At 72.3% G+C, this 25,487-nt stretch carries 24 protein-coding genes and 1 pseudogene; 10 read left to right on the top strand and 15 right to left on the bottom strand.

Going from position 1 to position 25,487, the window contains the following annotated elements; all coding sequences use genetic code 11:
- Window positions 1–8: 8 nt before the first annotated feature.
- The 4 genes from ACY34K_RS18975 to ACY34K_RS18990 all read right to left on the bottom strand — a co-directional run bounded on the left by ACY34K_RS18975 (window position 9) and on the right by ACY34K_RS18990 (window position 5,297).
- Window positions 9–659, bottom strand: coding sequence for a hypothetical protein (locus ACY34K_RS18975; RefSeq protein ID WP_462748534.1), 651 nt, complete (start codon window positions 657–659; stop codon window positions 9–11).
- Between the two features lie 97 nt (window positions 660–756).
- Window positions 757–3,171, bottom strand: coding sequence for a dolichyl-phosphate beta-glucosyltransferase (locus tag ACY34K_RS18980; protein ID WP_462748536.1), 2,415 nt, complete (start codon window positions 3,169–3,171; stop codon window positions 757–759).
- On the bottom strand, window positions 3,168–3,863 hold the full coding sequence (locus ACY34K_RS18985) for a GntR family transcriptional regulator (protein WP_462748539.1): 696 nt from the start codon (window positions 3,861–3,863) through the stop codon (window positions 3,168–3,170). Before ACY34K_RS18985 ends, ACY34K_RS18980 begins: the two co-directional genes overlap by 4 nt.
- A 66-nt stretch (window positions 3,864–3,929) precedes the next feature.
- A complete protein-coding gene (locus ACY34K_RS18990; protein ID WP_462748541.1) occupies window positions 3,930–5,297 on the bottom strand; it encodes an aminotransferase class III-fold pyridoxal phosphate-dependent enzyme in 1,368 nt (455 codons plus the stop codon).
- 187 nt (window positions 5,298–5,484) lie between these two features.
- On the opposite strand from ACY34K_RS18990, the gene ACY34K_RS18995 reads away from it, so the two are divergent.
- The 5 genes and pseudogenes from ACY34K_RS18995 to ACY34K_RS19015 all read left to right on the top strand — a co-directional run bounded on the left by ACY34K_RS18995 (window position 5,485) and on the right by ACY34K_RS19015 (window position 9,128).
- On the top strand, window positions 5,485–6,087 hold the full coding sequence (locus ACY34K_RS18995; protein WP_462748542.1) for a DJ-1/PfpI family protein: 603 nt from the start codon (window positions 5,485–5,487) through the stop codon (window positions 6,085–6,087).
- Window positions 6,084–6,521, top strand: a pseudogene (locus tag ACY34K_RS19000) (MarR family winged helix-turn-helix transcriptional regulator); the annotation flags it as partial. The gene ACY34K_RS18995 and the pseudogene ACY34K_RS19000, both read left to right, overlap by 4 nt.
- 182 nt (window positions 6,522–6,703) lie before the next feature.
- Entirely contained in the window at window positions 6,704–7,600 is an 897-nt protein-coding gene (locus ACY34K_RS19005; RefSeq protein WP_462748543.1) for a proline iminopeptidase-family hydrolase, read from the top strand.
- Between the two features lie 113 nt (window positions 7,601–7,713).
- Window positions 7,714–8,592 carry a putative protein N(5)-glutamine methyltransferase gene (locus tag ACY34K_RS19010; protein WP_462748544.1) on the top strand — a complete coding sequence of 293 codons (879 nt, stop codon included), beginning with the start codon at window positions 7,714–7,716 and terminating at the stop codon, window positions 8,590–8,592.
- A gap of 89 nt (window positions 8,593–8,681) precedes the next feature.
- The gene (locus ACY34K_RS19015) at window positions 8,682–9,128 is read left to right on the top strand and encodes an SRPBCC family protein (protein ID WP_462748546.1); all 447 of its coding nucleotides are present in this window, start codon (window positions 8,682–8,684) and stop codon (window positions 9,126–9,128) included.
- Between the two features lie 20 nt (window positions 9,129–9,148).
- On the opposite strand, the gene ACY34K_RS19020 is transcribed toward ACY34K_RS19015, so the two are convergent.
- The 3 genes from ACY34K_RS19020 to ACY34K_RS19030 form a co-directional block, all read right to left on the bottom strand.
- On the bottom strand, window positions 9,149–11,356 hold the full coding sequence (locus ACY34K_RS19020) for an MMPL family transporter (RefSeq protein ID WP_462748548.1): 2,208 nt from the start codon (window positions 11,354–11,356) through the stop codon (window positions 9,149–9,151).
- A gap of 145 nt (window positions 11,357–11,501) precedes the next feature.
- Window positions 11,502–12,728: a beta-ketoacyl-[acyl-carrier-protein] synthase family protein gene (locus ACY34K_RS19025; RefSeq protein WP_462748549.1), complete on the bottom strand. Its 1,227-nt coding sequence runs from the start codon at window positions 12,726–12,728 to the stop codon at window positions 11,502–11,504.
- Entirely contained in the window at window positions 12,725–12,979 is a 255-nt protein-coding gene (locus ACY34K_RS19030; protein WP_462748551.1) for a phosphopantetheine-binding protein, read from the bottom strand. The genes ACY34K_RS19025 and ACY34K_RS19030 overlap by 4 nt, the downstream gene beginning before the upstream one ends.
- A gap of 208 nt (window positions 12,980–13,187) precedes the next feature.
- Here ACY34K_RS19030 and ACY34K_RS19035 point away from each other — a divergent pair, with 208 nt between their 5' ends.
- Window positions 13,188–14,360: an SDR family oxidoreductase gene (locus tag ACY34K_RS19035; RefSeq protein ID WP_462748553.1), complete on the top strand. Its 1,173-nt coding sequence runs from the start codon at window positions 13,188–13,190 to the stop codon at window positions 14,358–14,360.
- Between the two features lie 60 nt (window positions 14,361–14,420).
- Here ACY34K_RS19035 and ACY34K_RS19040 read toward each other — a convergent pair whose 3' ends face one another.
- On the bottom strand, window positions 14,421–15,308 hold the full coding sequence (locus ACY34K_RS19040) for a glycoside hydrolase family 19 protein (RefSeq protein WP_462748555.1): 888 nt from the start codon (window positions 15,306–15,308) through the stop codon (window positions 14,421–14,423).
- A gap of 145 nt (window positions 15,309–15,453) precedes the next feature.
- Here ACY34K_RS19040 and ACY34K_RS19045 point away from each other — a divergent pair, with 145 nt between their 5' ends.
- Window positions 15,454–17,325 carry a serine/threonine-protein kinase gene (locus ACY34K_RS19045; protein WP_462748556.1) on the top strand — a complete coding sequence of 624 codons (1,872 nt, stop codon included), beginning with the start codon at window positions 15,454–15,456 and terminating at the stop codon, window positions 17,323–17,325.
- Window positions 17,326–17,482: 157 nt separating this feature from the next.
- Here the strand turns inward: ACY34K_RS19045 and ACY34K_RS19050 are convergent, their stop codons facing one another.
- From ACY34K_RS19050 to ACY34K_RS19070, 5 genes are all read right to left on the bottom strand, one after another.
- A complete protein-coding gene (locus ACY34K_RS19050) occupies window positions 17,483–17,950 on the bottom strand; it encodes a hypothetical protein (protein WP_462748558.1) in 468 nt (155 codons plus the stop codon).
- Window positions 17,947–18,327 carry an ATP-binding protein gene (locus ACY34K_RS19055; protein WP_462748560.1) on the bottom strand — a complete coding sequence of 127 codons (381 nt, stop codon included), beginning with the start codon at window positions 18,325–18,327 and terminating at the stop codon, window positions 17,947–17,949. Before ACY34K_RS19055 ends, ACY34K_RS19050 begins: the two co-directional genes overlap by 4 nt.
- Before the next feature lie 349 nt (window positions 18,328–18,676).
- Window positions 18,677–18,865 carry a DUF397 domain-containing protein gene (locus tag ACY34K_RS19060; protein ID WP_462748561.1) on the bottom strand — a complete coding sequence of 63 codons (189 nt, stop codon included), beginning with the start codon at window positions 18,863–18,865 and terminating at the stop codon, window positions 18,677–18,679.
- Between the two features lie 13 nt (window positions 18,866–18,878).
- Complete coding sequence (locus ACY34K_RS19065) at window positions 18,879–19,733, bottom strand: Scr1 family TA system antitoxin-like transcriptional regulator (protein ID WP_462748563.1); 855 nt, start codon at window positions 19,731–19,733, stop codon at window positions 18,879–18,881.
- A 119-nt stretch (window positions 19,734–19,852) separates the two neighbouring features.
- On the bottom strand, window positions 19,853–21,136 hold the full coding sequence (locus ACY34K_RS19070; RefSeq protein ID WP_462748564.1) for an adenylosuccinate synthase: 1,284 nt from the start codon (window positions 21,134–21,136) through the stop codon (window positions 19,853–19,855).
- A gap of 143 nt (window positions 21,137–21,279) precedes the next feature.
- Here ACY34K_RS19070 and ACY34K_RS19075 point away from each other — a divergent pair, with 143 nt between their 5' ends.
- Complete coding sequence (locus ACY34K_RS19075) at window positions 21,280–22,119, top strand: diacylglycerol kinase family protein (RefSeq protein ID WP_462748565.1); 840 nt, start codon at window positions 21,280–21,282, stop codon at window positions 22,117–22,119.
- 24 nt (window positions 22,120–22,143) lie between these two features.
- Here the strand turns inward: ACY34K_RS19075 and ACY34K_RS19080 are convergent, their stop codons facing one another.
- Together ACY34K_RS19080 and ACY34K_RS19085 are read right to left on the bottom strand one after the other, a co-directional pair.
- A complete protein-coding gene (locus ACY34K_RS19080) occupies window positions 22,144–22,392 on the bottom strand; it encodes a hypothetical protein (RefSeq protein ID WP_462748567.1) in 249 nt (82 codons plus the stop codon).
- Window positions 22,393–22,396: 4 nt separating this feature from the next.
- Window positions 22,397–22,882, bottom strand: a complete 486-nt coding sequence (locus ACY34K_RS19085) for a GbsR/MarR family transcriptional regulator (RefSeq protein ID WP_462748569.1) — start codon at window positions 22,880–22,882, stop codon at window positions 22,397–22,399.
- 92 nt (window positions 22,883–22,974) lie between these two features.
- Here ACY34K_RS19085 and ACY34K_RS19090 point away from each other — a divergent pair, with 92 nt between their 5' ends.
- Window positions 22,975–23,880 (top strand): ABC transporter ATP-binding protein, encoded by a 906-nt coding sequence (locus tag ACY34K_RS19090; protein WP_462748570.1) that lies wholly within the window; start codon window positions 22,975–22,977, stop codon window positions 23,878–23,880.
- Window positions 23,877–25,445, top strand: coding sequence for an ABC transporter permease (locus tag ACY34K_RS19095; RefSeq protein ID WP_462748572.1), 1,569 nt, complete (start codon window positions 23,877–23,879; stop codon window positions 25,443–25,445). Before ACY34K_RS19090 ends, ACY34K_RS19095 begins: the two co-directional genes overlap by 4 nt.
- Window positions 25,446–25,487: the final 42 nt, after the last annotated feature.

The following is a 25,487-nucleotide window of genomic DNA, read 5'->3' on the forward strand; positions in this document are numbered from 1 at the left end:
GCGTCCGGTCAGCTGAAGATGATCATGGAACCCTGGCCCAGGCTGCGGGTGGCGGCGGCGTGCAGGCCGAGCCAGACGTGCCGCTCGCGGGCGAAGGGACTGTCGTCGTAGGGAATGGGGCCCGCCGGCTCCTCCAGTGAGGTGGGGCGCTCGGGGGGCTGTGGCGCGGCCGGCGGGTTCGCCGGGTCGATGCCGATGGAGGGGGCGACGTACTCCAGCTCCCGCAGCAGCCCCTGCGCGGAGCCGAGCGGGCCGCCGCCGGCGAGGAGTTCCTCGGTGGACAGCGGGGTGGGAAAGTCCACCGGGACGTAGGCGCCCGCGTGGTCGTAGTGCCAGACGAGGTGCGACTGCTGGGCCGTCGACTCGAACATCTCCAGCAACTGCTCGTAGTCGCCGCCCAGTTCGTCGACCGGGGTGACGGCGAGGCCGCAGATCTGCAGCAGGTAGGCGCGGCGAAGGAAGTGCAGGGCGTCGTAGTCGAACCCGGCGACCGGTGCGACGTCGCCGGACAGGCCCGGCATGTAGGCGAAGACGGGGACGGTGGGCAGTCCGGATTCGGTCAGGGCCTTGTCGTAGGCGGCGATCTCTTCCGCGAAGGGATTGTCGGGGCTGTGGCACAGCACATCGACGAGGGGGACCAACCACAGGTCACAGGCCAAGGGAGACTCGCTCTCCTAGAGTCGGATCGTCGGGAAAAGCCGGGACAGCGTACTCAGTGCGTGCCGCGTGCGCGGCTCGTGCGTGTCGCGTGCGCACTCAGTGCAGATCCCATACCCACGCACCGCCGATCCGCTCACCCTCGCGGCCCACGAGCTTGGAAACGGTCTCGTAAAGCGCCGCCTCGTTGTCCTGCGGCGGCAGGATTAGCACCCCCGCCTTCCAGTACGCGAGGTCCGCCTTCGCCTGGGCCCGCCACTCCGGGCCGATCGCGGGCACGTTGCCGCTCCAGCGGACATCCCGAAGGAGGTTCGAGGTGTGGCGGGGCGGAGCGCCGTAGATACCGGTGCGCTCGGGCCCGTAGGGTCCGTTGAAGTATCCGCCGGGCAGCGGGAAGGCGAATCCGGTGACCGACTGCCAGTGCAGGGCGTCCGCGCTGCCCGGGTCGGGGACCGGGATCGGCACGAGCGACTCCCCCGGCCCCAGGTGGTCGCGCCAGGCTCCGTACGCGACGAAGCCCGGCAGCTCCGGCCGTTCCCGTACCGGGTAGGGCGTGGGGAGGATCGGGATGAGCGCGAGTGCGACCGCCGCGAGTCCGACGGCCTGGTTCGCCGGTGAGCGGGACGCCGCGAGCCGGTCGACCGCCAGCGCCACCAGGGCTCCCAGGGCGGGCGCGCAGACCATCGCCACCCGGGACTCGATGACCGACTCGAACAGCGGCCGCTCGGCCAGCAGCAGCCACGGACCGGGCAGGATCACCTCGGTGAACGGGATGCGGATCTCCCGGCCGAGGGAGAGCAGGGCCATGCCGAGCACCGTGGCCGTGAGCGCCTTCACCAGGGGACGCCGCCACAGGCGTACGGCGATCGCGAAGGTCAGGGCGACCAGCGGCCAGCCGTAGAAGGCGTTCTGCTCGGTGCGGTTGAGGGCGAGGGCGTCGGCCCGCGCCTCGTCGCCGAAGAGGGAGCGGCCGGCGAACTCCAGGAAGGCGAGCGGGCTGTTGTTGGCGTGCTCGCCGTGCAGGACGCTGTGGTAGCTCTGCGGGCCGAAGAACTGCCAGTACAGCGGGAAGGCGATCAGCGGCAGGCACACCGCCAGCCCCACGCCGGTCCCCTTCAGCAGCGGCCGCCACGCCGCCCGCGCGACGGCGAGCCCGGCGCGTCCCGACAGCGCGTAGGAGAGGGCGAACAGCAGCATGCCCATCGTGGCGAGCAGCAGCGCTTCCTCGCCGAGGAAGATCTGGTACGCGGCGAAGAGCCCGAGCAGCGCCCCGTCCCTGACCACCGCGCGCCCCTCGCACAGGCGCAGGGCCCGGTCGATGAGGACCGGCATCATGAACAGCAGCAGGAAGTTGGGGTGGGCGTTGCCGTGGGAGATCATCGGCGGCGCGTAGGCGGCGAGCCCGGCGCCCACGGCGGCGGCCCAGCGGTTGTGCACCACCCGCCCGGCCAGCAGCCAGTACCAGCCGCAGGCAGTGGCGGTGAGGCCGAGGGTCAGCACCAGGGCCCAGGTCACCGTCGGGCCGAGCGCGAGCGTGACCGGCGTGAACGGCACGGAGATGCCGAGCATGACGGTGTTGGCCATCAGGTTCACGCCGTCCGGATAGTTCTGCGCCGTCGTGAAGAGGGGGTTGCCCAGATGGACGATGTTGTCCGCGGTGACGGCGAAGAACCATTCCCACTGGTTCTGGTCCTGGCCGGCGTCGGCGAGATAGGCCCGGTCGAGATCGCTCCACAGGCCCTTGTAGAGGAGCACGGAGGCGAGCGTGAAGAGTGCCACGACGGCGAGGTCCGCGCGGCGCACCGACCGGGCCCGCAGCAGGGCGAGTTCGCCGAGCATCCTGGCGTAGTCGAAGGGCCGGACCTTGGAGCCGTCCCGGTGCGACCAGCGCACGGGCACCTCGGTCACGGGCCAGCCCGCCCGCCGGAAGAACCGGAGGATCTCGACGTCGATGCCCCAGCCGTTGAGCCGTGAGGCGGCGAACGCGGTCCGGGCCCGGTCGCCGTCGAGGAGCTTGAAGCCGCACTGGGTGTCGCGGATGCCGGGCAGCGCGACCGCCCGTATGAACCGGTTGCCCAGCCGGCCGAGCCATTCGCGCGAGCGCCGCTGGTGGACCTCGATGCGGGCGTCGGGGTGGGCCCGGGAGCCGATCGCGGCCGCCGTGCCCTCGGCGGTGAGCTGTTTGTCGAGCCGGTCGAGTTCCTCGATCGGGGTCGCGAGGTCGGCGTCGGTGAGCAGGACCCGGCTGCCGTACGAGGCGAGGACCCCGAGCCGCAGGGCGTGGCCCTTGCCGCGGTTCGCCATCGCGGACAGCACGTGGATGCGCGGCTCCTCGGCGGCGGCCTCGCGGGCGACACGCGCGGTGTCGTCGGTCGAACCGTCGTCGACGACGATCAGTTCCCACTCGCCCCAGCGGCCCGGGTCGGCGTTCAGATGCGCCCGGATCGCGTCGAGGGTCGGCCGCAGGCGCTGTTCCTCGTTGTAGGCGGGGACGATTACCGTCAGGTCGGTCACCGCTGAAGTCGCTCCAGATGGTCGGCCCACCGCAAGGAGTGCGCGTTGTAGGCGTCGATGGCCGCCATCACGGCCTCCGGGTCGGCGAGGGTGACGGCGTCGGCGAGTTCCTCGTGTCCGCTCCAGAGCCACTGGCCCGGCTCGCGGACGGTCCGCAGATGGGGAACGGCGAAGACCCAGGCCTGGACGCGGAGCCGGTGCAGGAAGTCGGCGATGTAACGGTTGGCGACGAAGCCGCTGAGCTCGCGCCAGAATCTGAGGTCGTAACCGATGAGGATGTCGAGGTCACCGGCGCGCGCGGCGCGGGCGGCCTCCTCTGCGCGGCGCCGTACCGAAAGGAGCGGCGCGCCGTGCGCCCCGTGGGCGCCGACGAGCTGGACCGTGCGGTCGCACAGCCGCCGGAAGATCCCGTCGACGATCAGCGAACGGGCCTCGACCATGCCGCGGTAGTCGTCGACCGAGAACTGGTGGACGCGGAATCCTTTGTGCTGGTCGGAATCGAGCAGGCCATGCGCCGACAGGTCGACGAGCGCCTCGCGCACGGGCGTCGCGGAGACGCCGTACTGCTCGGCGATCTGCTTGACGGTGAACTCCTGCCCGGGCTTGAGACGCCCCGCGAGCACCTCGTCACGCAGCGCGTCCGCGATCTGCTGCCGCAGGGTGTTGCGGGTCACAGCTCCGCTCGCGGGCATGGTTCGTGGCCCCCTCCGTCCGGTTCCGGACACCATAAGCCAGTCGGAGAGGGCCACCCAGAACGATTACGCTCCGTGCGCGGTCGCGTGCTCGTCGGCGACGGCGAGGGCCGCGTCGAGCGCCGCGAGGCCCTCCTTGGCCTCCGCCTCGGTGATGTTGCAGGCGGGTACGGCGTGGGTCCGGTTCATGTTGACGAAGGGCCACAGGCCGTTCTTCTTGCAGGCCGCGCCGAAGGCGGCCATGGGGGCGTTCGCCTCGCCCGCCGCGTTGTACGGCACGAGCGGCTCACGGGTCTCCCGGTCGCGGACCAGTTCCAGGGCCCAGAAGGCGCCCAGGCCGCGCACCTCGCCGACGGAGGGGTGGCGTTCGGCGAGCTCCCTGAGGCCGGGGCCGAGGACGGTCTCGCCGATGCGGGCGGCGTGCTCCACGACCTTCTCCTCCGCCATGACCCGGATGGTGGCGACGGCGGCGGCGCAGGCGAGGGGGTGGCCGGAGTAGGTGAGGCCGCCCGGGTAGGGCCGCCTGGCGAACGTCTCGGCGACGGCGCCGGAGATGGCGACGCCGCCCAGCGGCACATAGCCGGAGGTGACGCCCTTGGCGAAGGTGAGGAGGTCGGGGACGACGTCGAAGTGCTCGGCGGCGAACCACCTGCCGGTACGCCCGAAGCCGGCCATGACCTCGTCGAGGACGAAGACGATGCCGTGCCGGTCGCAGATCTCGCGGACGCCCTTGAGGTAGCCGGGCGGCGGCGTCATGATCCCGGCGGTGCCGGGCACGGTCTCCAGGACGATCGCGGCGACGGTGTGCGGGCCCTCGTACGTGAGGGTGTCCTCGAGGTGGGTGAGCGCCCGCTCGCACTCCTCGGCCTCGGTGGTGGCGTAGAACGGCGAACGGTAGAGGAACGGCGCCCAGAAGTGGACGACGCCCGCGGAGGCGGTGTCGGAGGCCCAGCGCCGCGGGTCGCCGGTCAGGTTGATCGCCGTGGACGTGGCGCCGTGGTACGAGCGGTAGGCGGAGAGCACCTTGGGGCGGCCGGTGTGCAGCCGGGCCATCCGGACGGCGTTCTCGACTGCTTCGGCGCCACCGTTGGTGAAGAAGATCTTGTCGAGGTCGCCGGGGGTGCGCTCGGCGATGAGGCGTGCGGCCTCGGAGCGTACGTCGACGGCGAAGGCGGGCGCGAAGGTCGCCAGCTTCGCGGCCTGTTCCTGGATCGCGGCGACGACCGCCGGGTGCTGGTACCCGATGTTGGTGTAGACGAGGCCGCTGGTGAAGTCGAGGTAGCGGTTTCCGTCGTAGTCCCAGAAGTACGCCCCCTCGGCGCCGGCGACGGCGAGCGGGTCGATCAGTTCCTGGGCGGCCCAGGAGTGGAACACGTGCGCGCGGTCGGCGGCCTTGACGGCGGCGCCGGCCTGCGGATCGGCATGAGGGGTCATGCGGGCCAGGGTAAGGAGACGCAGGTGGGTGCCGGTATGGCCATCTTGTATGGCGGAAGCGTGATGGATCGGCAGGGTGTCGGGCCCGGGCGGCCGACGGGGGTCCTGGTCCTCCCCCCCTGACCATTGACAGCATCCTGTCGAAATGACAGTCTGTTGTCATAGACGAGGGCCTCAGGAGGCAACCATGACCGGCAACACCCGCGGAGTCGTTCACCTGGCCGTCTACGACACGCTGGCCGACTGGGAGACCGGCCACGCCACCGCGTGGCTCGCCCGCGCGGGTTACGAGATCCGCACCGTCGGGCCGACCGCCGAGCCCGTCGCCAGCATCGGCGGACTGCGCATCACCCCCGACCTCCCGCTCACCGACCTGCGGCCGGAGGACAGCGCCCTGCTGATCCTCCCCGGCGGCGACAAGTGGGACGAGGGCGACGACCTCGCCCCCTTCGCCGCGAAGGCCCGCGCCTTCCTCGACGCGGGCGTGCCGGTCGCCGCCATCTGCGGCGCCACCGCCGGGCTGGCCCGTGAGGGGCTGCTCGACGACCGAGCCCACACCAGCGCCGTGTCGTTCTACCTCGCGGCCACGGGTTACAAGGGCGGCGAGCGGTACGTCGACGCGGACGCCGTCACGGACGGGGACCTGATCACCGCCGGCCCCACCGAACCGGTCGCGTTCGCCCGCGAGGTGCTCGGACGGATGGGCGCCTTCGAGGGTGCGCGGCTCGACGCCTGGTACCGGCTGTTCCACGACTCCGACCCGGCGGCCTACGAGGAGCTGAACTCGTGAGCCGCCACGAGCAGGAGCTGCTCAGCCGGACGGCGCTCGGCGTCTTCCGGCTGAACGGCCAGTTCCTCGCCGTGTCCGAGGAGCTGGCCCGTCCCGCCGGGCTCACCGCCGCCCGGTGGCAGGTCCTCGGCGCCGTACTCACCGAGCCGCTGCCCGTCGCCGGGATCGCCCGCGCGATGGGCATCACCCGCCAGAGCGTGCAGCGGATCGCCGACCTGCTGGTGGAGCGGGGCCTGGCCGCGTACGCCACGAACCCGGCCCACCGCCGCGCGAAGCTCCTCACGCCCACGGAGGAGGGCCGCGCCGCGATCGCGAAGATCGGCCCCGGCCATGCCGGCCTGGCGGCCCGGCTGGCCGCCGAGCTCGGCGAGGAGGGTTTCGCGGAGACGGCCCGGGTGCTGGACCGGCTCTCCCGTGCCCTCGACACCGTCACCGGCGAGCGGCCCGGCGGGGCGGGGTCCGGCGAGCGGCCCGGCGGGGCGGGGTCCGGCGGACCGGGGTCCGGCGGGTCGGGCGAGCCCGGCGGCGAGGGGGCCTCCGTGTCCGGGCGCTGACCACGAGGTGCCGGGGGAAGTGACTGGGGTGACGCTGGAGAAGAAATTCGAGGAGGCGCCTCATGGCAGTCACGGAAGGCACCGTGCCGTTCCGCGAGTACCGCACGTGGTACCGGATCGTGGGCCGGTGGCCCGCCGCGTCCTCCGGGCGGTCCGCGCTGCTCGTGGTCAACGACGGGCCGGGCTGCCCCCACGACTACATGCTGGACCTGGCACCGCTGGCCGCCGAGAACGACCGCCCGGTCGTCTTCTACGACCAGCTCGGCTGCGGCCGCTCCGATCACCCCGACGACCCCGACGTCTGGGTGATGGACACCTTCGTCGAGGAGATCGCCGCCGTGCGCGGCGAACTCGGCCTCGACCGGGTGCACCTCCTCGGCCACTCGTGGGGCGCCCAGGTCGCCCTGGAGTACGCGCTGAGCCGGCCCGCCGGCCTGGCGTCCCTGGTGCTCGTCGGGCCCCTCGCCAGCGCCCGTCTCCACGAGTCCGAGGCGCGCCGGCTGAAGGAGTCGCTCCCCGCGGACGTGCAGGCCGTCATCGACCGGCACGAGAGGGACGGGACCACCGGCGACGACGCCTACATGAAGGCCACCATGGCCTTCTACCGGCAGTGGCTGTGCCGGCTCGACCCGTGGCCCCGCCACCTCATGCACTCGTTCACCAACTGGCGCGAGGACATCTACGAGGCCATGCGTGGCCCGGAGTGGAACATCACCGGCAGCCTCGGGGACTGGGACGTCACACCGCGCCTCGGTGAGCTCGACCTGCCCGTTCTTCTCGCCTCGGGACGCCACGACGTGACCACGCCGGCGGTGGTGCGCCCGCTGGCGGACGGCATCCGGGGCGCCGAGTGGGTGCACTTCGAGGAGAGCGCGCACCTGCCGATGGCGGAGGAGCCGGAGCACTTCCGCCACGTCGTCGGGTCCTTCCTGAACAGGGCGGACACGGGGGTAGAGTGACAGCCTCTCCGTCCAGGAGACACGACCAAGGAGGTGAGTACCCATCAACGCCAGGTCAGGACGGGTGCTTCCGCCGCGGGAGCGCCCCTAGGCATCCCGAAGGTTCCACCTCCATGTCGGTTTTTCCCGTACGGCCCGCTTCTCCTTCCTCCGCTCTCCCCTCGCCCGCACTCCCCTCGCCCGCGGCCCCGTTGCGCGCGTGGCTGTTTCCGCCGACCGTCACCCGGCTGCGCGCGGCCGGGTGCGTCTTCGCCGAGGACGAGGCGGAACTGATCCTGTCCACCGCCGCCACAGCGGCCGAGCTCGACGCGATGGTCGAGCGCCGTGCCGCCGGCCACCCGCTGGAACACGTCCTCGGCTGGGCGGAGTTCCGCGGCCACCGGATGGCCGTCGACGCGGGCGTCTTCGTACCGCGCCGCCGCACCGAGTTCCTCGTCGAGCGGGCCGAGTCCCTCGCCCCGCGCACCGGCGCGCTCGTCGTCGATCTGTGCTGCGGCTCGGGCGCCCTGGGCGCGGCGCTCGTCTCCACCCTGGAGGGCGCCGCACTGCACGCCTCCGACATCGACCCCGCCGCCGTGGCCTGCGCCCGGCGGAACGTCGCACCGGTCGGCGGCGAGGTCTACGAGGGGGATCTGTACGCCCCGCTGCCCGCCGCGCTGCGGGGCCGCGTCGACGTGCTGCTCGCCAACGTCCCGTACGTCCCGACCGACGACGTCGCGCTGCTCCCGCCGGAGGCCCGTATCCACGAGGCCCGCGTGGCGCTCGACGGCGGCGCCGACGGCCTGGACGTCCTGCGCCGGGTGACCGCGGAGGCGGCCGACTGGCTGGCCCCGGGCGGCAGCCTGCTCTTCGAGACCAGCGAGCGCCAGGTCCCGGCGGCCACGGCGGTCGTCGCGGCCGACGGACTGGTGCCGCGGGTGGCGACGTGCGAGGACCTGTACGCCACGGTCGTGGTCGGAACACGGCCTCCGGCCCCTTGGGGAACCCGCTAGGCGCTGGGGTTCCCCGGCAGGACGGGCATATTGGACGCCACCGCGTTACGGGTGCGACGATTTTCCTGACTCCCACGAAAGGGGGCGCCATGTCCTCGATCAAGGAAACCATCGACATCGCGTGCCGTCCCGAAGAGGTCTTCTCCTATGTGACCGACCCTTCCCATCTGCCGGAATGGCAGGAGAGCGCGGTGGCGGTACGGCCGGTGGGCGACGCCCCGTTCGGCGTGGGCTCGCGGACCGTGGTGACCCGGAGGGTCGGGAGGCGGCAGATGCCGATGACCATGGAGATGAGCGAGCTCGATCCACCGCGCAGCTGGCGCATCGACGGCGTCGACGGGCCTGTCAGGGGCCACGTCCACGGCACGGTCGAACCGCTCGGCGACGGTGAGCGGTCCCGGCTGACGCTCGACATGGACTTCGAGGGCCACGGGATCGGCAAGGTGCTCGTGCCGCTCATGGTCCGCCCCAGGGTGCGCAAGGAACTGCCGAGGAACGAGGAACACCTCAAGGAGCTGCTGGAGCACAGGGCCTAGGCCGGCGGCCCCCGGCTCCCTCAGGCCTCGTCCAGACCGACACGGACCGGCGTGAGGGCCGGCCCGTGTCGCCGGCCCGGCAGCAGACGGCCGTGCAGGGCCGCCAGCGGGCGCGGGGCCCACCAGTTCGCGCGGCCCGCCAGGTGCATGAAGGCGGGGACCAGGACGCCCCGGACCACCGTGGCGTCCATGAGGACCGCGAGGGCGAGGCCGCAGCCGATCAGCTTGAGCAGGGTGATGCCCGAGGTCACCAGGGGCAGCAGCGCCGCGGCGAAGACCACCGCCGCCGTGGTGATCACGCGGCCCGTGCGCGCCGTGCCGTCGACCACGGCGGCCTCGTGGTCGCCGGTGGCCCGGTAGTGCTCCTGGATGCGCGAGAGGAGGAACAGCTCGTAGTCCAGGGAGAGCGCGAAGGCGATGCCGAAGACCAGGACGGGCACGGGGATGTCCAGGTGTCCGGTGACGGTGAAGCCGCCCAGCAGATCGCGGAAGTGGCCGTCCTGGAAGACGTGGACCATGGCCCCGAAGCCTGCGCTCAGGCTGAGCGCGCCCACGATCACCGCCTTGACGGGGATGAGCACCGAACCGGTGAAGCAGAACAGCAGCAGGAGCACGCTGCCGGCGATGAGAGCGGCGGCCGTGGGCAGGGCGTCCAGCATCGCGTTCTTGGTGTCGAGGACGCGGGCCGGGCGGCCGGAGACCGCGTGGGGTCCGGGAGCGGGCAGGGCGCGCACCGCCTCGACCAGTCGCTCGTCCCGGTCGGCGGCGCCCCGGCCGGTCACCGCGAGCCAGGTGGCGCCGGGGGCTGTGTGGACCACCGCGTCCGGGCCGGGGGCCTGGGCGCGGCGGCCGTCGCGGTAGACACCGGTCGCGGCCCTGACGTCGGCGACGGCCGGCAGGGCGGAGACACGACGGGCGTAGGCGTCGAGTTCGCCCGGCCGTTCGCGGGCGTCCAGGCGGGGCAGCAGCACGGACACCGTGCGGTTCCACGGCGCCGCGAAGTCCCGTTCGACGCGCTGGGCGGTGGCGTGGGACTCGACGCGCTCCGGGAGGGCCCGCTCGTCGGTGACGCCGAACCGCACGTGTGTGAACGGCAGTGCCAGCGCCGCGAGGAGCAGCGCCGCGCCCCCGGCCGCCAGCAGGGGCCGGCTGCTCGCCGCGCGGGCGACGCGCCGCCAGGCGGCACCGCAGACGGCCCGGCCGCCGCGCCGCAGCCGGGCGAACAGGTCGCCCCGGTCGATCCGGTGGCCCAGTACCGCCAGCAGGGCGGGGAGGACGAGGAAGGTCGCGGCGGCGGCCAGCGCGACCACGCACATGCCCGCCACGGCCATGGAGCGCAGGATGCCCAGCGGGAAGAGGAGCAGCGCGCCCAGGCAGCCGATGACGGTGACGGCGGAGTAGAGGACGGTCCGCCCGGCGGTGCGCATGGTGCGTACCACCGCGTCGGCAGGGCCGGCGCCGGCGGCGAGCTCCTCCCGGTAGCGGGTGACGACGAACAGCCCGTAGTCGACGGCCAGTCCGAAGCCGAGCGCGGTGGTGATGTTCGCCGCGTACACGGAGACCGGCATGAGCACGGTGACGGCCCGCAGCACGGCGAAGGTGCTCACGACGGCCAGGGCGCCGATCACGGCCGGGAGCAGCGCGGCCGTCAGGGAGCCGAAGGCGAAGAGGCCGACCAGGACGGCCAGGGGCGCGCCGATGAGCTCGGCGCGGATCAGCTCGGCGCGGCTCAGGGCGGTGGCCTGGGCCATGCTCCACGCCGGTCCGGTCGCGCTGACCCGCAACGGGCCGTGTCGTCCGGTCAGTTCGGGGACGAGGGTCGCGGCGCGGCGGGCGGCGGTGTGTTCACCGCCCGGCAGTTCCAGGGTGATCAGGGCCGTCCGGCCGTCCCTGCCGAGCATGCGGGCGTCGCCGGTGGTCCAGTAGGACACGACCCGGCCGACCCCTGGCTCCCGGGCCGCGCGCCGGGTGTGGGCGATGCCGGCGCGCGCCACGTCGGGCGCGGTGACGGGCCCGTCCGCCCTCGCTTCCAGCACCACGTCCGGAATACCCGCGCCGAAGCGTTCACGGATCTCCGCGTCGGTGCGCGTGGCCTCGGTGCCTTCCGCGATGTAGCCGCCGTTGGAGAGCCGGGATCCGGTGCCGATCGCGGCGGCCGCCATCAGCAGGCCGATTCCCAGTGCGCAGAACAGCACCCGCCACGGCCTGCCGATCGCCCGTCGGATCACGACTCTCCCACCTCCGGGTTTTCCTGGGACGGGAAATGACATTACGGGGCGGCGGGCCCGGGACGGGCGAGGCGATATACCGGCGTGGCGCCCGGGCGTGAACCGGGAAAGGGCGGAAGGGCGGAAGGGCGGAATTCCTTTCGGGTCAGGGCGCCGCGAGAATCAGGGCCGCGTTCTGGCCGCCGAATCCGAGGGAGTTCGACAGGACCGCCTCCATGCGCAGGTGCCTCGGCACCTTTGTCACGACGTCGAGGTCGATCTCCGGGTCCTGGCGGTCGAGGTTGGCCGTCGGCGGGACCATCTGGTGCTGCAGGGTCAGGACGGCGAACGCCGCCTCGATGCCGCCGGCGCCGCCGAGCGCGTGCCCGACGACGCTCTTGGTGGCCGTCACGGGCGGCGGGCCGCCACCGAAGACCGCCGTCATGGCCCTGGCCTCGACGAGGTCGTTGGTGCGGGTGGCGGTGCCGTGCGCGTTGATGTGGCCGATGTCGGTGGGCCGCATCCCGGCGTCGGCCAGGGCCGCCCGGACCGCCTGCTGCAGTCCCGCGCCGTCGGGTGCGGGGGCGGTGGGGTGGTGGGCGTCCGCGGAGAGGCCGAAGCCGGCGAGGCGGGCGCGGACGGGGGCGCGGCGGGCGCGGGCGTGGTCCGCGCGTTCCAGGACGAGGAGCCCCGCGCCCTCGCCGAGTACGAAGCCGTCGCGGTCGGCGTCGAACGGGCGGGACGCACCCGCCGGGTCGTGGCCCCGGGTGGACAGGGTGGTCATCCGGGAGAAGCAGAGGCTGACGATCGGGGAGAGGCGCGGCGCCTCGCTCCCGCCGGCGATCACGACGTCGCAGGCGCCCGCGGTCAGCAGTGCCTTGGCCGTGCCGATCGCCGTGGCCCCGGAGGCGCAGGCGGTGCTGACGGCCAGTCCGGGGCCCCGGGCCCCGAGGTCGATGCCCACTTCCCCGGCCGCCATGTTCGGCACGCTGCGGGGCAGGACGAGCGGTGAGACGGCCTGCGGGCGGCCGCCGAGGACCTTGCCGAACTCCGTCGACCACAGCTCCATGCTGGTCGAGCCGACCCCGAGGACCACGCCCACGCGTGCCCCGTCCCAGGAGGCGGGGTCGAGCCCGGCGTCGGCCACGGCCTGCCGGGCCGCGCACACGGCGAGCTGGGTGAAGCGGTCCATGCGCCAGGCGGCACGGCCGATGAGCGCCGCGGCGTCGAAGTCCCGCAGGTGGCAGGAGAAGTCGACCGGCATGCCGGCCAGTGCCGGGTCGGTGCGGGCGGTGGACAGCCCCGCGCACAGGGCCGACCAGTTCTCGTCAGCACCCACGCCCGCGGGTGTCACGAGGCCGAGGCCGGTGACGACGACGTCGTCCGGTTTCACGGGCCCACCTGGACGAGCCGGCCCTCCAGCCAGGCCGCGATGTCCGCGAGGGGGCTGTCGGGACCGGGGGCGTTCTCCTCCTCCAGGAGCTTGACCCCGTACTGGTCCTCCAGGACCGTCAGAAGTTCCAGCAGCGCGAGGGAGTCGAGTCCCAGTCCGGCGAGAGTGGCCTGTGGCGTCAGTTCCTCCGCCGGGATGCCGAACGGCTGCTCGGCGAGTTTCTCGGCGAGTACGCGGTACATGTCCGTCATGACGCTCCTTGGAATGCGAGTGGTCGACGTTCCGGGCGGAGAAGGGCGGACGCGAAACTATCAGGGGCTAATCATCGGACGACTCTTTCAACGGCGCGCGGTCCACGCCGGAAGGGCAGTTCACGCGTCAGGGCTATGCTTTGCGAGGAATTCCGGGCAGCGATCCGATAATTGCCCCGGATTCCCGTCCACCGCGAAAGGTGAATATATGACTCGCTCCGGCGACGCGGCGACGACCGTGGAACCGCTGACGGGTGAGCCGGACCTGCTCGTGATGACCGGTGCCACCGGCTTTCTGGGTTCCCATCTGCTCGCCCGGCTCCTGCGGGCGGGCCGGAGCCGTGTCGTGGCGCTGGTCCGGGACGATCCGTGCGCGGCGGCCGCCCGTCTGCGCATCGCCCTGCGCGCGACCGGTGTCCCCCTGCCCACCGATCTCGACGCGCGCGTACGTCTGGTCCGGGGCGACGTGGTGCGGCCGCGCCTCGGTCTGGACCCGGGCACGTACCGGACGCTCGCCGAACGGGCCGGCGCGATCTGGCACGTGGCCGGTGACATCCGGCTCACGGCCCGGCCGGACGTCCTGGACCGCACGAACGTGCGGGGCACCGGCCACGTGCTGGATCTGGTCGCGGCCGCGCGCCGCCCGGTCCGCCTCTTCCACGTCAGCACCGCCTATGTGGCGGGCGGCCGCGCACACGGCCACGTGGGCGAGGACGAACTCGACTGCGGCGACGGCTTCCTGACCCCGTACGAAGGGTCGAAGTTCCGCGCGGAGCAGCTCGTGCGCGCCTTCGCCTGCGGCCGGGACGACGCGATCGCGGTGCTGCGGCCCAGTGTGCTGGCCGACGACCGGCCCGCGACGCCGGGCGGGCCGCGCAGCCCGCACACCGTGGCCGCGGCCGGACTCGCGCGGGTCGGCGGCCTGCTTTCGGGTCCGCTCACGGGCCGGGTGGTCCGGTCCGGCGGCGGTGTGGTGGTGGCCCGGATGCCCGGGGATCCGGACGCGCACATGAACGTGCTGCCGGTGCAGCACGCCGCCGACACGATGGTCGAGGTGTCGCGGCGGCCGGCCGCCCCCGGTGTGACGACCTATCACGTGGTGCATCCCCGGCAGACCCCGGTCCGGCGGCTGCTGGACGCCATGACCCACCACACGCCCTGGCTGCGGGTGGAGCTGGACCCGGAGGGTGCCGCGCCGCGCGGGATGCTGGAGCAGTTGCTGACGCGCCTGGGCGGTGGCGTCGCGGCGTACGGGCGGCTGCACCGGACGTACGCCCGGGGGCGGTGCGCGGAGCTGGGCCTGCCGGACCCGCCCGAACTCGACGAGCGGTATCTGCGGGCCAGTTTCGCCCCTCCGGCGGGAATGTCCCGGAGCGGGTGAGGGCACACCGCCGCCGCGCGGAGCGGCGCGCGACGGCGGTGTGCGTTCCCGGGGGGAGTGTCAGCAGCTCAGGTTGGCGCCCGTCGGTACGCCCAGGATCTGGGTGAAGCGCTGGTAGTTGTTGATCCGGCTCTGGACCTGTGCCGGGTTCTTGCCGTCGCACTCCAGGGCCCCGTTGATGGAGCGGATCGTCTGGCCGAAGCCGGCCTGGTTGACCATGGCGTTGTGCGGGGTCATCGTGCCGGGGCCGTTCTGGGTGTTCCAGTACCAGAGGCCGGTCTTCCAGGCCACGGCCGGCTCCCGCTCGACGCGGTACGGGTTGTTCAGCAGGTCGATGCCGAGCGCGTCGCCGGCGGCCTTGTAGTTGAAGTTCCAGCTGAGCTGGATGGGGCCGCGGCCGTAGTAGGCGGCCTGGCCGGCCGGGCAGCCGTAGGGCTGGTTGCGGTCGCAGTAGTGCGGGTAGTTGGCGGTGTTCTGCTCCACGATGTGGACCAGGCCGCCGGTCTCGTGGCTGACGTTGGCGAGGAAGGCCGCGGCCTCCTGCTTCTTCACCGTGTCGCTGCCGCTGTTCGCGAAGCCGGGGTACGCGCTCAGCGCGGCGGTCAGCCCACTGTACGTGTAGAACGGATTCCGGTTCGGGAACATCTGGTTGAACTGGGCCTCGCTCACCACGAAACCGGACGGCGAGGGGCCGGGGTCTCCGGATCCGCCGCCGCAGGCGCCCTGGTCGGACCAGACGTCGGCCGAGCCGGGGCGTTCGTTCTGGGTCCACCACTTGGCGAGCCAGTTGCGGCCGTTGTGCGAGGCGGTCTTGCCGCCGGTGTAGACGGCGGACGAGCTCCACGGCGCGGCGCACTCGGCGGCCGAGGCGGTGGAGGCGGGGAGGAGGACGGCGAGTCCGACGGCGGTGCAGAGCGCGGCTAACAGAGCCGACATGCGTCGCAGCATGGGGGTCCTTCCGGTGGGGGGCCGGCCCCCACCGAACCGCGAATGGTCTGTACCTGTCAAGGTCTGGACCAATCCTGGTTACCTGTGAACTCCCGCCCGCCGAGGGAGCCCCGGCGTCGAGACCGCCCGGTGACACCTGTCTGGCATGCTCTGTTCAGTGGACCCCTTGAACGGCGACGACCCCACCCAGATCGGCCCCTTCCGCCTGCTCGGCAGGCTCGGGTCCGGTGGCATGGGCCGCGTCTACCTCGCACGATCGGCCGGCGGACGCACCGTCGCGGTCAAGGTCGTGCACGCCGAACTGGCCGCCCAGGACGAGTTCCGCCGGCGGTTCGCGCGGGAGGTCGCCGCACTGGAACGGGTCGGCGGGACCGGGACCGCCCCGGTACTCGGCGCCGACACGGCGGCCGAGGCGCCGTGGGTGGCCATCGGCTATGTCGCCGGGCCCTCCCTGCGGTCCGTCGTCGCCCAGGAGTTCGGCCCGCTCCCCCCGTCGTCCGTGCGCTCCCTCGCCGTCGGCCTGGCCCGCGCCCTGGCGCACATCCACGCCGCCGGACTGGTCCACCGCGATCTGAAGCCGGCCAACGTCCTGCTCACCGTGGACGGCCCCCGCGTCATCGACTTCGGCATCGCCCGCGCCGTCGACACGGTCACCGACGGCGGCCTCACCAGCACCGGCGCGGTCGTCGGCTCCCCCGGCTTCATGTCGCCCGAGCAGGTGCGGGGCGAACGGCTCACGCCCGCGTCGGACGTCTTCTGCCTCGGGTCCGTCCTGGCGTACGCGGCGACCGGCCGCGCCCCGTTCGGCACCGCCGACAGCGGCGTCCACGCCATGATGTTCCGCATCGCCCACGACGAGCCGGACCTGACCGGCCTGCCCGCCGAGCTCGACGACCTGGTGCGCGGCTGTCTGCACAAGGACCCGGCCGCCCGGCCCACCGCCGCGCACCTCGCCGAACACGTCCCGGCGTCGGACCCGTGGCTGCCCGCCGGGCTCCTCGCCCAGCTCGGCCGCCACGCCGCCCGCCTCCTCGACGAGGACGGCGACCCCACCCCCGTCACGCCCGCGACGCCCCTGCCGTCCGTGCCGGGCGGCCCGGACGGCGCCGGCGGCACGGGCACACCACGCAAGCGGCGCCGGGCGCTCGTCGCCGCCTGCGCCGCCGCCGCGGTCGTGGTGGCGACCGCCGGAGGCCTGGCCTACACCTACTGGCCAGGCGAGCGCGCCGTCACGACGAAGGACCACAAGACCCCGGGCAAGGCCACGAACGCGGTCCCGGCCGCCTTCCGGGGCGCCTGGGAGGGCGTCGTCAAAGGCACCCAGGACGCTCCGTACGAGACCGCCCGCATCGAGATCGGCACCGGCCTTCCCGGCGAGAAGGCAGGCACGTACGTCCATGTGACCGGCGAGCGACTGTGCATGGGCCGCTCCACGCTCGTCTCCGCCGACGAGGACAAGGTCGTGTTCGGCGAGAGCGACGTGACGACGAGCGTGCCCGCCAAGCAGTGCGTGCCCGCCGCGCACCAGACCCTGACCATGACCTCGCCGGACGTCCTGCAGTGGACGTCGGGGACGGTGACGGCCACCTTCCGCAAGGTGCGGACGGCGACGGAGATCGTCCCGGCGAAGATGGTCGGCCACTGGAAGCAGGCCCCGCACCCCGAGATCCCCAAGGCGGAGCAGGATCTCTACCGCTCCGAGATCACCATCACCCAGGGCCCGGTCGGCGCCCCGCTGGTGCACTTCTCGGACAGCTACCCCAAGACCGACGAGGAGACCGGCGAACCGACCGGCTCCTCGCTGAACTGCGCGAGCACCGCCGTGCTCGGCGGCGCGGGAAACCTGGTGATCATCGGCCCGCCGTCCCTGGACACCGGGTCGGACCCCGGCTGCGAGGAGTTCGGCTCCGGCTCCTCGCAGAGCCTGCGTCTCGACCGCTTCGAGGGCAAGGACCGGCTGCTGGTGTACGGCATGGCGGCGGACGGCGAGCCCGGCGAGTACTTCAAGGAGTTCTGACGCGCCCCGGCCCCCCCTTCGCACGACCTCAGTAGGCCGCAGAACGGACGTGATGAGGACAGCGCCGACGGGGGCATGGCGGTCGAACCGGGCTCGGACCTTGGAGAGGTGCCACGCGTGCAGCGGCGAAGGTGAAGCCGGAACGGTTGTCGCCGAGTCACGGAACCCGACTGGCATCTTGCGTCGCGACACAGACTCCCACGAACGCGCGACCCGTCTCCCTCGCGCGGCCGAGGTACGCCCCCACTTCTTCCCTGTCCGCCCCGAGCGTCAGCGGATCGAGCCCCACCGTGACGCGGACCGCGCCCAGCACGGCAGCACGGGCCAGCCACACCGGGCCCGGTGTGGGCACCCGCAGGAGACAGGACGCATGTCCGTAGTCCAGTGCGACGACGTCGCCGCGCATGAGCAGCCGCCCGCACCCGAGGGGAGTCCGGCGACTGGTGACCGGGGCGAGCCACAGGCCGAGCGCCGTGCCCCGCAGGGCACGTTCGCTGCCGGGCAGCCACCCCGTGATCAGCAGGCAGGCGAGGCCGCCGGCGCCACGGTCGACCCAGGAGGTGACACCGAGGCTGTCCACGGACTCGGCACCGGGCGGCTCCACGCAGGCGAGGGGCCCGCTCATACGGTCACCACCCCGGACCGCAGTTCGGCCCAGACGGCCTTGCCGGGGCCCCGGCGGCCGGAGACCCCCCACCGGTTGGACACGGCGTCGACGACGAGGAGGCCCCGGCCGTCGCCCCGTACCGGCCGTACGCTCGACGCGTCGTGCACCTCGACACGCGCGCCGCGCGCCAGTCTCAGAAAGCGGGTCTCCACGTCCCGGCCGCGGACGCGGGCGTGCCGGACGGCGTTGGTGAACAACTCGGACAGCACCAGGACCGCCGAGTCCTCAATCCCTTGCAGACCCCAGCCGGCCAGCGTGACGGCGAGCTCGCCCCGCGCGAGCCCCACACATCGCGGACTCCGGCTCCACCGCCGCACCACGGTGAGGGGGCTCATCGGCCCACCACATAGGGACGGACGAGGGGGCTCGGGCAGTCGAGGACGAGGTCACCGAGGAAGACCCGGCGCGGGCGCGGAGACAGGGGCGGCGCGGGGAGGGGGACTTGAGGCGCGCCCGGTGCGGCGAGATGAAGGAAAGCGGCTGCCCGCTGGAGGGCATGCCGGATACGGTGGACCATGCTGACGCTCCGCAGAGTTCGTTGGCCACGCCCCGGGGTGCTACCAACACCGCCGGGGCGCCCTTTTTCGCGCGCCGAGATCACGCTCATCACTATGTGTGGCGCGCAGCACACTCACCGTAGACCCAACATGTTGGGGATCACAACACATTAGGCTGGACTTGCCGTCAGATGAGGTCGTCGAACTCGCCCGCCTTGACGCCGGCCAGGAACGCCCGCAGTTTCTTCGGGCTCGTCGTCACTATGACGTCGGGGTCGTCGCTCTCCCGCACCAGGATCTGCCCGTCCCGCACAGCGAGTTCGATGCAGTTGCCCTCCGGGCCCGAGAAAGACGACTTGCGCCACTGAATGTCCACTCTGAGCACACCCTCACAGTTCTTGCACCACTTCATGGAGGAAGTCCCGCGAGCGAGCCGGGTCGAGGGAGCGATCCTCCATACGTGCCAGGACCGCTCGGTAGTTGACCAGGTGAGTCTCCGCGTGCAGGAAATCCATCCCGCTGGACAGGTCGATCTGAACCGTGTCGGGCGCTGACACGGGCCCGCACGCGTAGAGGGTGGAGCCCCCGACGCTTGTGAAGCCACCGGCTTCGAAGGGGATGACGCGGATGGTCACCTGCTCCCGGTCGGCCTGCTTCAGCATGCGATCCAACTGCGCCCTGATGACAGCCCGGCCACCGAAGCGCATACGTAGTGCCGCCTCGTGCACAAGGAACGAGCACTCCGGAGCATCCGATCGATCGAGGACGCCCTGCCGTCTCGTGCGGAACTCGATCCGCCGCTCGATCTCCTCCTCCCTCAACGGGGGCACTGCCTCCTGGAACACAGCGCGGGCGTAGTCCGGAGACTGCAGAAGCCCGGGCAAGTGCGTGATCTGGATATGCCTCAAGGCGGTGGCACGGTGCTCCAGTTCCGCAAGGTCGAGTAGTGCCGGAGCGACAGCGTCGCGGTATTCGTCCCACCAGTGGCCACCGCCGCGCTCCCGGGCCATCGAGGCGAGCGCGTCGACATAATCGGCATCAGGGCATGCATAGTTGGAAGCCCAGACACGGACTCGATCAGCGCTTACGCCGAAGCGCGCGGACTCCGTGTTGCTCACGGTCGTCCGGTCGGTGCCGTTCAGCACCGCGGCCTCGTTGATGCTGAGCCCGACCTGCTCACGCATCCGGCGCAGCTCCATGCCCAGCCGGCGCTGCCGCTCGGTCGGCGGCTTCCTCGCGCCCATCAGCTGCCCCCTTTTGTCGCCGCGTCGTACAGCGTAGCCAGGGCACGCACGGCCCTATGACTGGCGGCCGGCACTCAGTGAGTACCGGCCACCGGTCAGAGGTGAAGGACCTGCGGGTCCTACAGGAAGGAGTTGATCTCGATCGTCTCGGTGCGGCCCGGGCCGACACCGATCGCCGAGATCGGCGCGCCGGACATCTCCTCCAGCGCCTTCACGTACGCCTGCGCGTTCTTCGGCAGGTCCGAGAAGGTCTTCGCCTTGCTGATGTCCTCGGACCAGCCGGGCAGGTACTCGTAGATCGGCTTCGCGTGGTGGAAGTCGGTCTGCGAGTACGGCAGCTCCTCGACACGCTTGCCGTCGATCTCGTACGCGACACAGACGGGGATCTGCTCCCAGCCGGTCAGCACGTCCAGCTTGGTGAGGAAGAAGTCGGTCAGACCGTTCACCCGGGTCGCGTAGCGGGCGATGACCGCGTCGAACCAGCCGCAGCGGCGGTCACGGCCGGTGGTCACACCGCGCTCGCCACCGATGCGGCGCAGCGCCTCGCCGTCCTCGTCGAAGAGTTCCGTCGGGAACGGGCCCGCGCCGACACGGGTGGTGTACGCCTTGAGGATGCCGATGACCCGGCTGATCTTCGTGGGGCCGACGCCCGCGCCGGTGCAGGCACCGCCGGAGGTCGGGTTCGAGGAGGTCACGAAGGGGTACGTGCCGTGGTCGACGTCCAGCAGGGTGCCCTGACCGCCCTCGAAGAGGACGACCTTGCCCTCGTCGATGGCGTTGTTCAGGATCAGCGTGGTGTCGGCGACGTACGGCTTGATCTGCTCCGCGTACTGGAGCATCTCCTCGACGATCCGGCCGGACTCGATGGCGCGGCGGTTGAAGACCTTGGCGAGGAGCTGGTTCTTCTGCTCCAGCGCCGCCTCCACCTTCTGGGTGAGGATCGACTCGTCGTACAGGTCCTGGACGCGGATGCCGACACGGTTGATCTTGTCGGCGTAGGTCGGGCCGATGCCGCGGCCCGTGGTGCCGATCTTCCGCTTGCCGAGGAACCGTTCCGTCACCTTGTCGAGCGTGACGTTGTACGGCGTGATCAGATGCGCGTTACCGCTGATCAGCAGCTTCGACGTGTCGACGCCGCGCTCGTTCAGCCCGCTCAGCTCGGAGAGCAGGACCGCCGGGTCGACGACGACACCGTTTCCGATGACCGGGGTACACCCCGGCGAGAGGATTCCGGAAGGGAGAAGGTGCAGCGCGTACTTCTGGTCGCCGACGACGACCGTGTGGCCGGCGTTGTTGCCGCCCTGGTAGCGCACCACGTAATCAACGGATCCACCGAGGAGGTCGGTGGCCTTTCCCTTGCCCTCGTCACCCCACTGAGCACCGAGCAGCACAAGTGCGGGCACAGGCGTACACCCCTTCCGGGCGGGGCATGTCCAAGGTCAGGGGGCCGACGCCGCCTCACCGGTGTGCCCCGGAATAGACGAAGCCCCTGGCGCAATAGCGCAAGGGGCTCTTGCACAAAGATGCTACCCGAGGAAGGACCGAGGTGTCGGCTCACGACCAGCTGATGGTGGTCATCGACCCGGTCGCCCGCCGAACTGACGGCGAGTCCGTGCGGATCGCGAAAGACGTACTGCGCGGGGGCTCAGAAGCGAAAATCTGCCTGCCGGACGGCCCGGGGGATTTTGCCCGGGCCGTGGCGCGGCGGGGCTCCCGGCGTCTGGTGGTGGTCGGCGACGACCGTGCGCTGCTGCGGGCCGTGGCCCAATTGCACCGGGGCCGCGAGCTCACGGGCGGGGCCGTGTCGGTGGTCCCGGTGGGCCCGCGCGGATCGGTGCAGCTGGCCGGCTCGCTCGGGGTGCCCCTCGGGGCGGTGGCCGCCGCGCGGGCCGTGCTCGACGGCACGGAGCGGCATCTGGACCTGCTGGTCGACGACAGCGACGGGGTGGTGGTGGGCGGGCTGCGCATCCCCGCGGGCCCGGCCCGGGTGACCGCGGTCCCGACGGCCACGGTGTGGGACACCTGCCGGTCGCTGGTGCGCACCCTGGTCCGCCCGGCGCCCCCGGTGCGGGCGGCCCGGCTGCACCGGCTGCGGGTCGAGGCCGACGGGCGGCTGCTGAGCGACCTGGACGATCCGGTGGAGAACGTGACGGTGGCGTCGCGCGGCGGGGTCGCGCAGGTGGTCGTCCGGCCGAGGGCGGCGGAGCCGGTCCGCGTGGACGCCAGGGCCGTGACCGTCTCGGGCGCGTCGTTCCGCTACCGCGCGGACGCGGCGATCACGGGCCCCGTCTGGACCCGCACCTGGACGCTGCGGCCGGGGGCCTGGTCCCTGACGGTGCCGGACCAGCGCACCGGCCAGAGCCGGGGCGGTGTCCGGATCGCCTGACCCCGCGCCTCGCCGGCCCGTCCGTCAGAGCGCGTCCAGGGGACCGGCGACCGGCAGCTGTTCGTCCTCGTCCGGTTCTTCGGAACCGTCTCCGGGGAAGATCATCTTGGCGCTTCCGGCGATCAGGCCCATCGATGTCAGTCCGAGCGCGAACTTCAGCAGCCGCATGCCGCCCGTCCAGTCGTGGGGCGCTCCGAAGACGACCCAGAAGCCGAGGGCGATTCCGGCCAGCAGGACGACGACACCGGCCGTGCGCAGCACTATCCTCTTCATGGACTCATGATCCACTACGGGCCCGGTGCTCGCGCCAGCGGTCCAGAATCCCGAGCATCTCCTTCTGCAGGAACTCGAAGAACTCGGCGGTCTCCGCGACCCGGGCGCCCTCCGGGGTCTCCCGGCCGAGGGTGTCGGCGGCCTCGTTCATCACCGTCTGCCAGCGGCCGAGCAAATGGTCGCGCCGGGCGAGGGCCTCGTACCAGACCTGGTTGTGCAGGACGTACCGCTCGCGCCGGGAGCCCGGGGCGCGCTCGCGGCTGACCATGTTGACCTGGGCCAGGTAACGCACCGCGCCGGAGACGGCGGCGGGGCTGATCTTCAGTCGCTCGGCCAGCTCGGCGGAGGTCAGCGCCGCGTTCTCGGAGACGAGCAGCGCGGCGAAGACCCGGGCGGCCATGCGCTGCATGCCGGCCTCGGTGAGTTCGGCCGCGAACCGCTCCACGACGCGGCCGACCTCTTCCTCGTTGCGCTCGTTCGCCGTCGCCATGACCTCATCGTCTCCCGTCGTCCACCGCACTCCTCGACTTTATACGCTTCCTTAACTTCACAAATTTGTGAAAGTCGCGTACGTTCTGAAGTATGACGAAGGCATACCTCGCTCTTGAGGTCACCGGCCTGCACAAGTCGTTCGGGCGGACACACGCGCTGGACGGACTCGACCTCACCGTCGAGGCCGGCGAGGTCCACGGGTTCCTCGGCCCCAACGGCGCCGGGAAGTCCACCACCATCCGGGTCCTGCTCGGACTGCTGCGCGCCGATTCCGGCACCGCCCGGCTCCTCGGCAAGGACCCGTGGCGCGACGCCGTCGAACTGCACAGGCGGGTCGCGTACGTCCCCGGTGACGTCACCCTGTGGCGCAACCTGTCGGGCGGAGAGGTGATCGACCTCTACGGGCGGCTGCGCGGGGGGCTCGACAAGGCCCGGCGCGCCGACCTCGTCGAGAGGTTCGAGCTCGACCCCACCAAGAAGGGGCGCACCTACTCCAAGGGCAACCGCCAGAAGGTAGCCCTGGTCGCCGCCTTCGCCTCGGACGTCGACGTGCTGATCCTCGACGAGCCGACGAGCGGCCTCGACCCGCTGATGGAGGAGGTCTTCCAGAACTGTGTGGACGAGGAGCGCGACCGCGGACGGACGGTCCTGCTCTCCTCCCACATCCTCAGCGAGGTGGAGAGCCTCTGCGACCGGGTCAGCATCATCCGCAAGGGCCGCACCGTCGAGTCGGGCTCACTCGCCGAGCTGCGCCATCTGACCCGTACCAGCGTCACCGCCGAACTGGCCGGACCGCCCAACGGACTCGCGCACCTGCCCGGCGTCCACGACCTCGACATCCGGGGGAACCGGGTCAGGCTGCAGGTCGAGAGCGACCGGCTGGACGGGGTGCTCACGTCCCTCGCGGAGTCCGGAATCCGGTCGCTGACCAGCACGCCGCCCACCCTGGAGGAGCTGTTCCTGCGCCACTACGCGGACGAGGCGGCGGGCCGATGAGCGCGCTCGCCGGAACCGGCACCCTCGGGCGGCTCGCCCTGCGCCGCGACCGGCTGATGATGCCCCTGTGGGTCGTGGTCGTCGGCGGCATGGTCGCCAGTGGCTCCGGCTCGCTGCAGAGCGTGTACGGCAGCGCCGCCGAACGGGCCGCGGCCGCCGCGACGATGAACGCCAACAGCTCCATGCGGTCGCTGTACGGCCCGGTGTTCACCGACTCCGTCGGCGGCCTGGTCGCCTGGCGGTTCGGCGTCTTCGCCGCCGTGCTCGCCGCCGTGATGAGCCTGGTCGTCGTCGTCCGGCACACCCGGGAGGAAGAGGAGACGGGCCGTCAGGAAATGCTGTCCGCGGCCGTGGTCGGGCGGCGCGCCCCGCTGACGGCCGCACTGCTGGCCGCGCTCCTCGCCAACACCGCGGTCGCCCTGCTCATCACGGCCGGACTCGCCGGACAGGGCGCGGGCGGGGCGCTCGCCCTGGGCCTCGCGGTCGGCGGGACCGGCATGGTCTTCGCCACCATGGCGGCCATCGTCGCCCAGCTCACCGAGAGCGCACGGCTCGCCAAGGGGCTGACGGCGGCGGCCCTGGGCGTGGCGTTCGTGCTGCGGGCCGCCGGGGACGCCGGAACGGACGACGGATCGTCCGTGCTGACCTGGCTCTCCCCCATCGGATGGGCGGAGAACGTCCGCGCCTTCGCGGGCGAGCGGTGGTGGGTGCTGCTGCTGCTCGCCGCCGCGGTGGCCGTGCAGACCGTGGTGGCCTACACGCTCGCCGGGCGCCGTGACGTCGGGATGAGTTTCCTGCCCACCCGGCCGGGACCCGCGGTGGGCCGGCTCGCCACGGCCGGTGCCCTCGCCTGGCGCCTCCAGCGCGGCGGTGTCCTCGGCTGGACGCTCGGCTTCCTGGCGGGCGGGCTGGTCTTCGGCGGCATGGTCGAGGGGGCGGCCGAGCTGGTCGGCGACAACGAGCGGACCCGCGAGATCTTCGAGCGGATGGGCGGCAGCGGCGGTCTGACGGACGCCTTCCTCGCCGCGATGACCGGGCTGTTCGGCCTGATCGCCGCGCTGTACGTGGTCGGCTCGGTACTGCGCCTGCACGGCGAGGAGACCTCGCAGCGCGCCGAACCGGTCCTCGCGGCCGCGGTCGGCAGGCTGCGCTGGGCGGCGGGACACCTCGTCATCGCCTTCGGCGGAGCGGTCCTCGTCCTGACCGCGGCCGCGGCCGGGCTCGCCCTGTCGTACGGCAGGGACTTCGGGCCCATCCTGGGCGCCGCACTCGTCCAGCTCCCGGCGGTGTGGCTGCTCGGCGCCCTCGCCGTCCTGCTGCACGGCGCCGCGCCCAAGGCCGCGGTGGCGGCCTGGGGCGTGGCGGGTCTGGCGCTGGCCCTCGGCTGGATCGGCCCGGCGCTGAACCTCCCGCGGACGGTGCTGAACCTCTCGCCCTTCGGCCACCTGCCGAAGCTCCCGGGCCAGGAGATGGAATGGGGCCCGGTCCTGGTCCTCCTCGCCCTGGCGGCCGCCCTGGTCGCCGCGGGCCTGGCGGGGCTCAAGCGCCGGGACATGACCACGTGAGCCGGCCGGGGCCAGCGGCTCCCGGATTGGCGGCTCCCGAGC

The organism is Streptomyces sp. STAM6 (genome assembly GCF_054963715.1).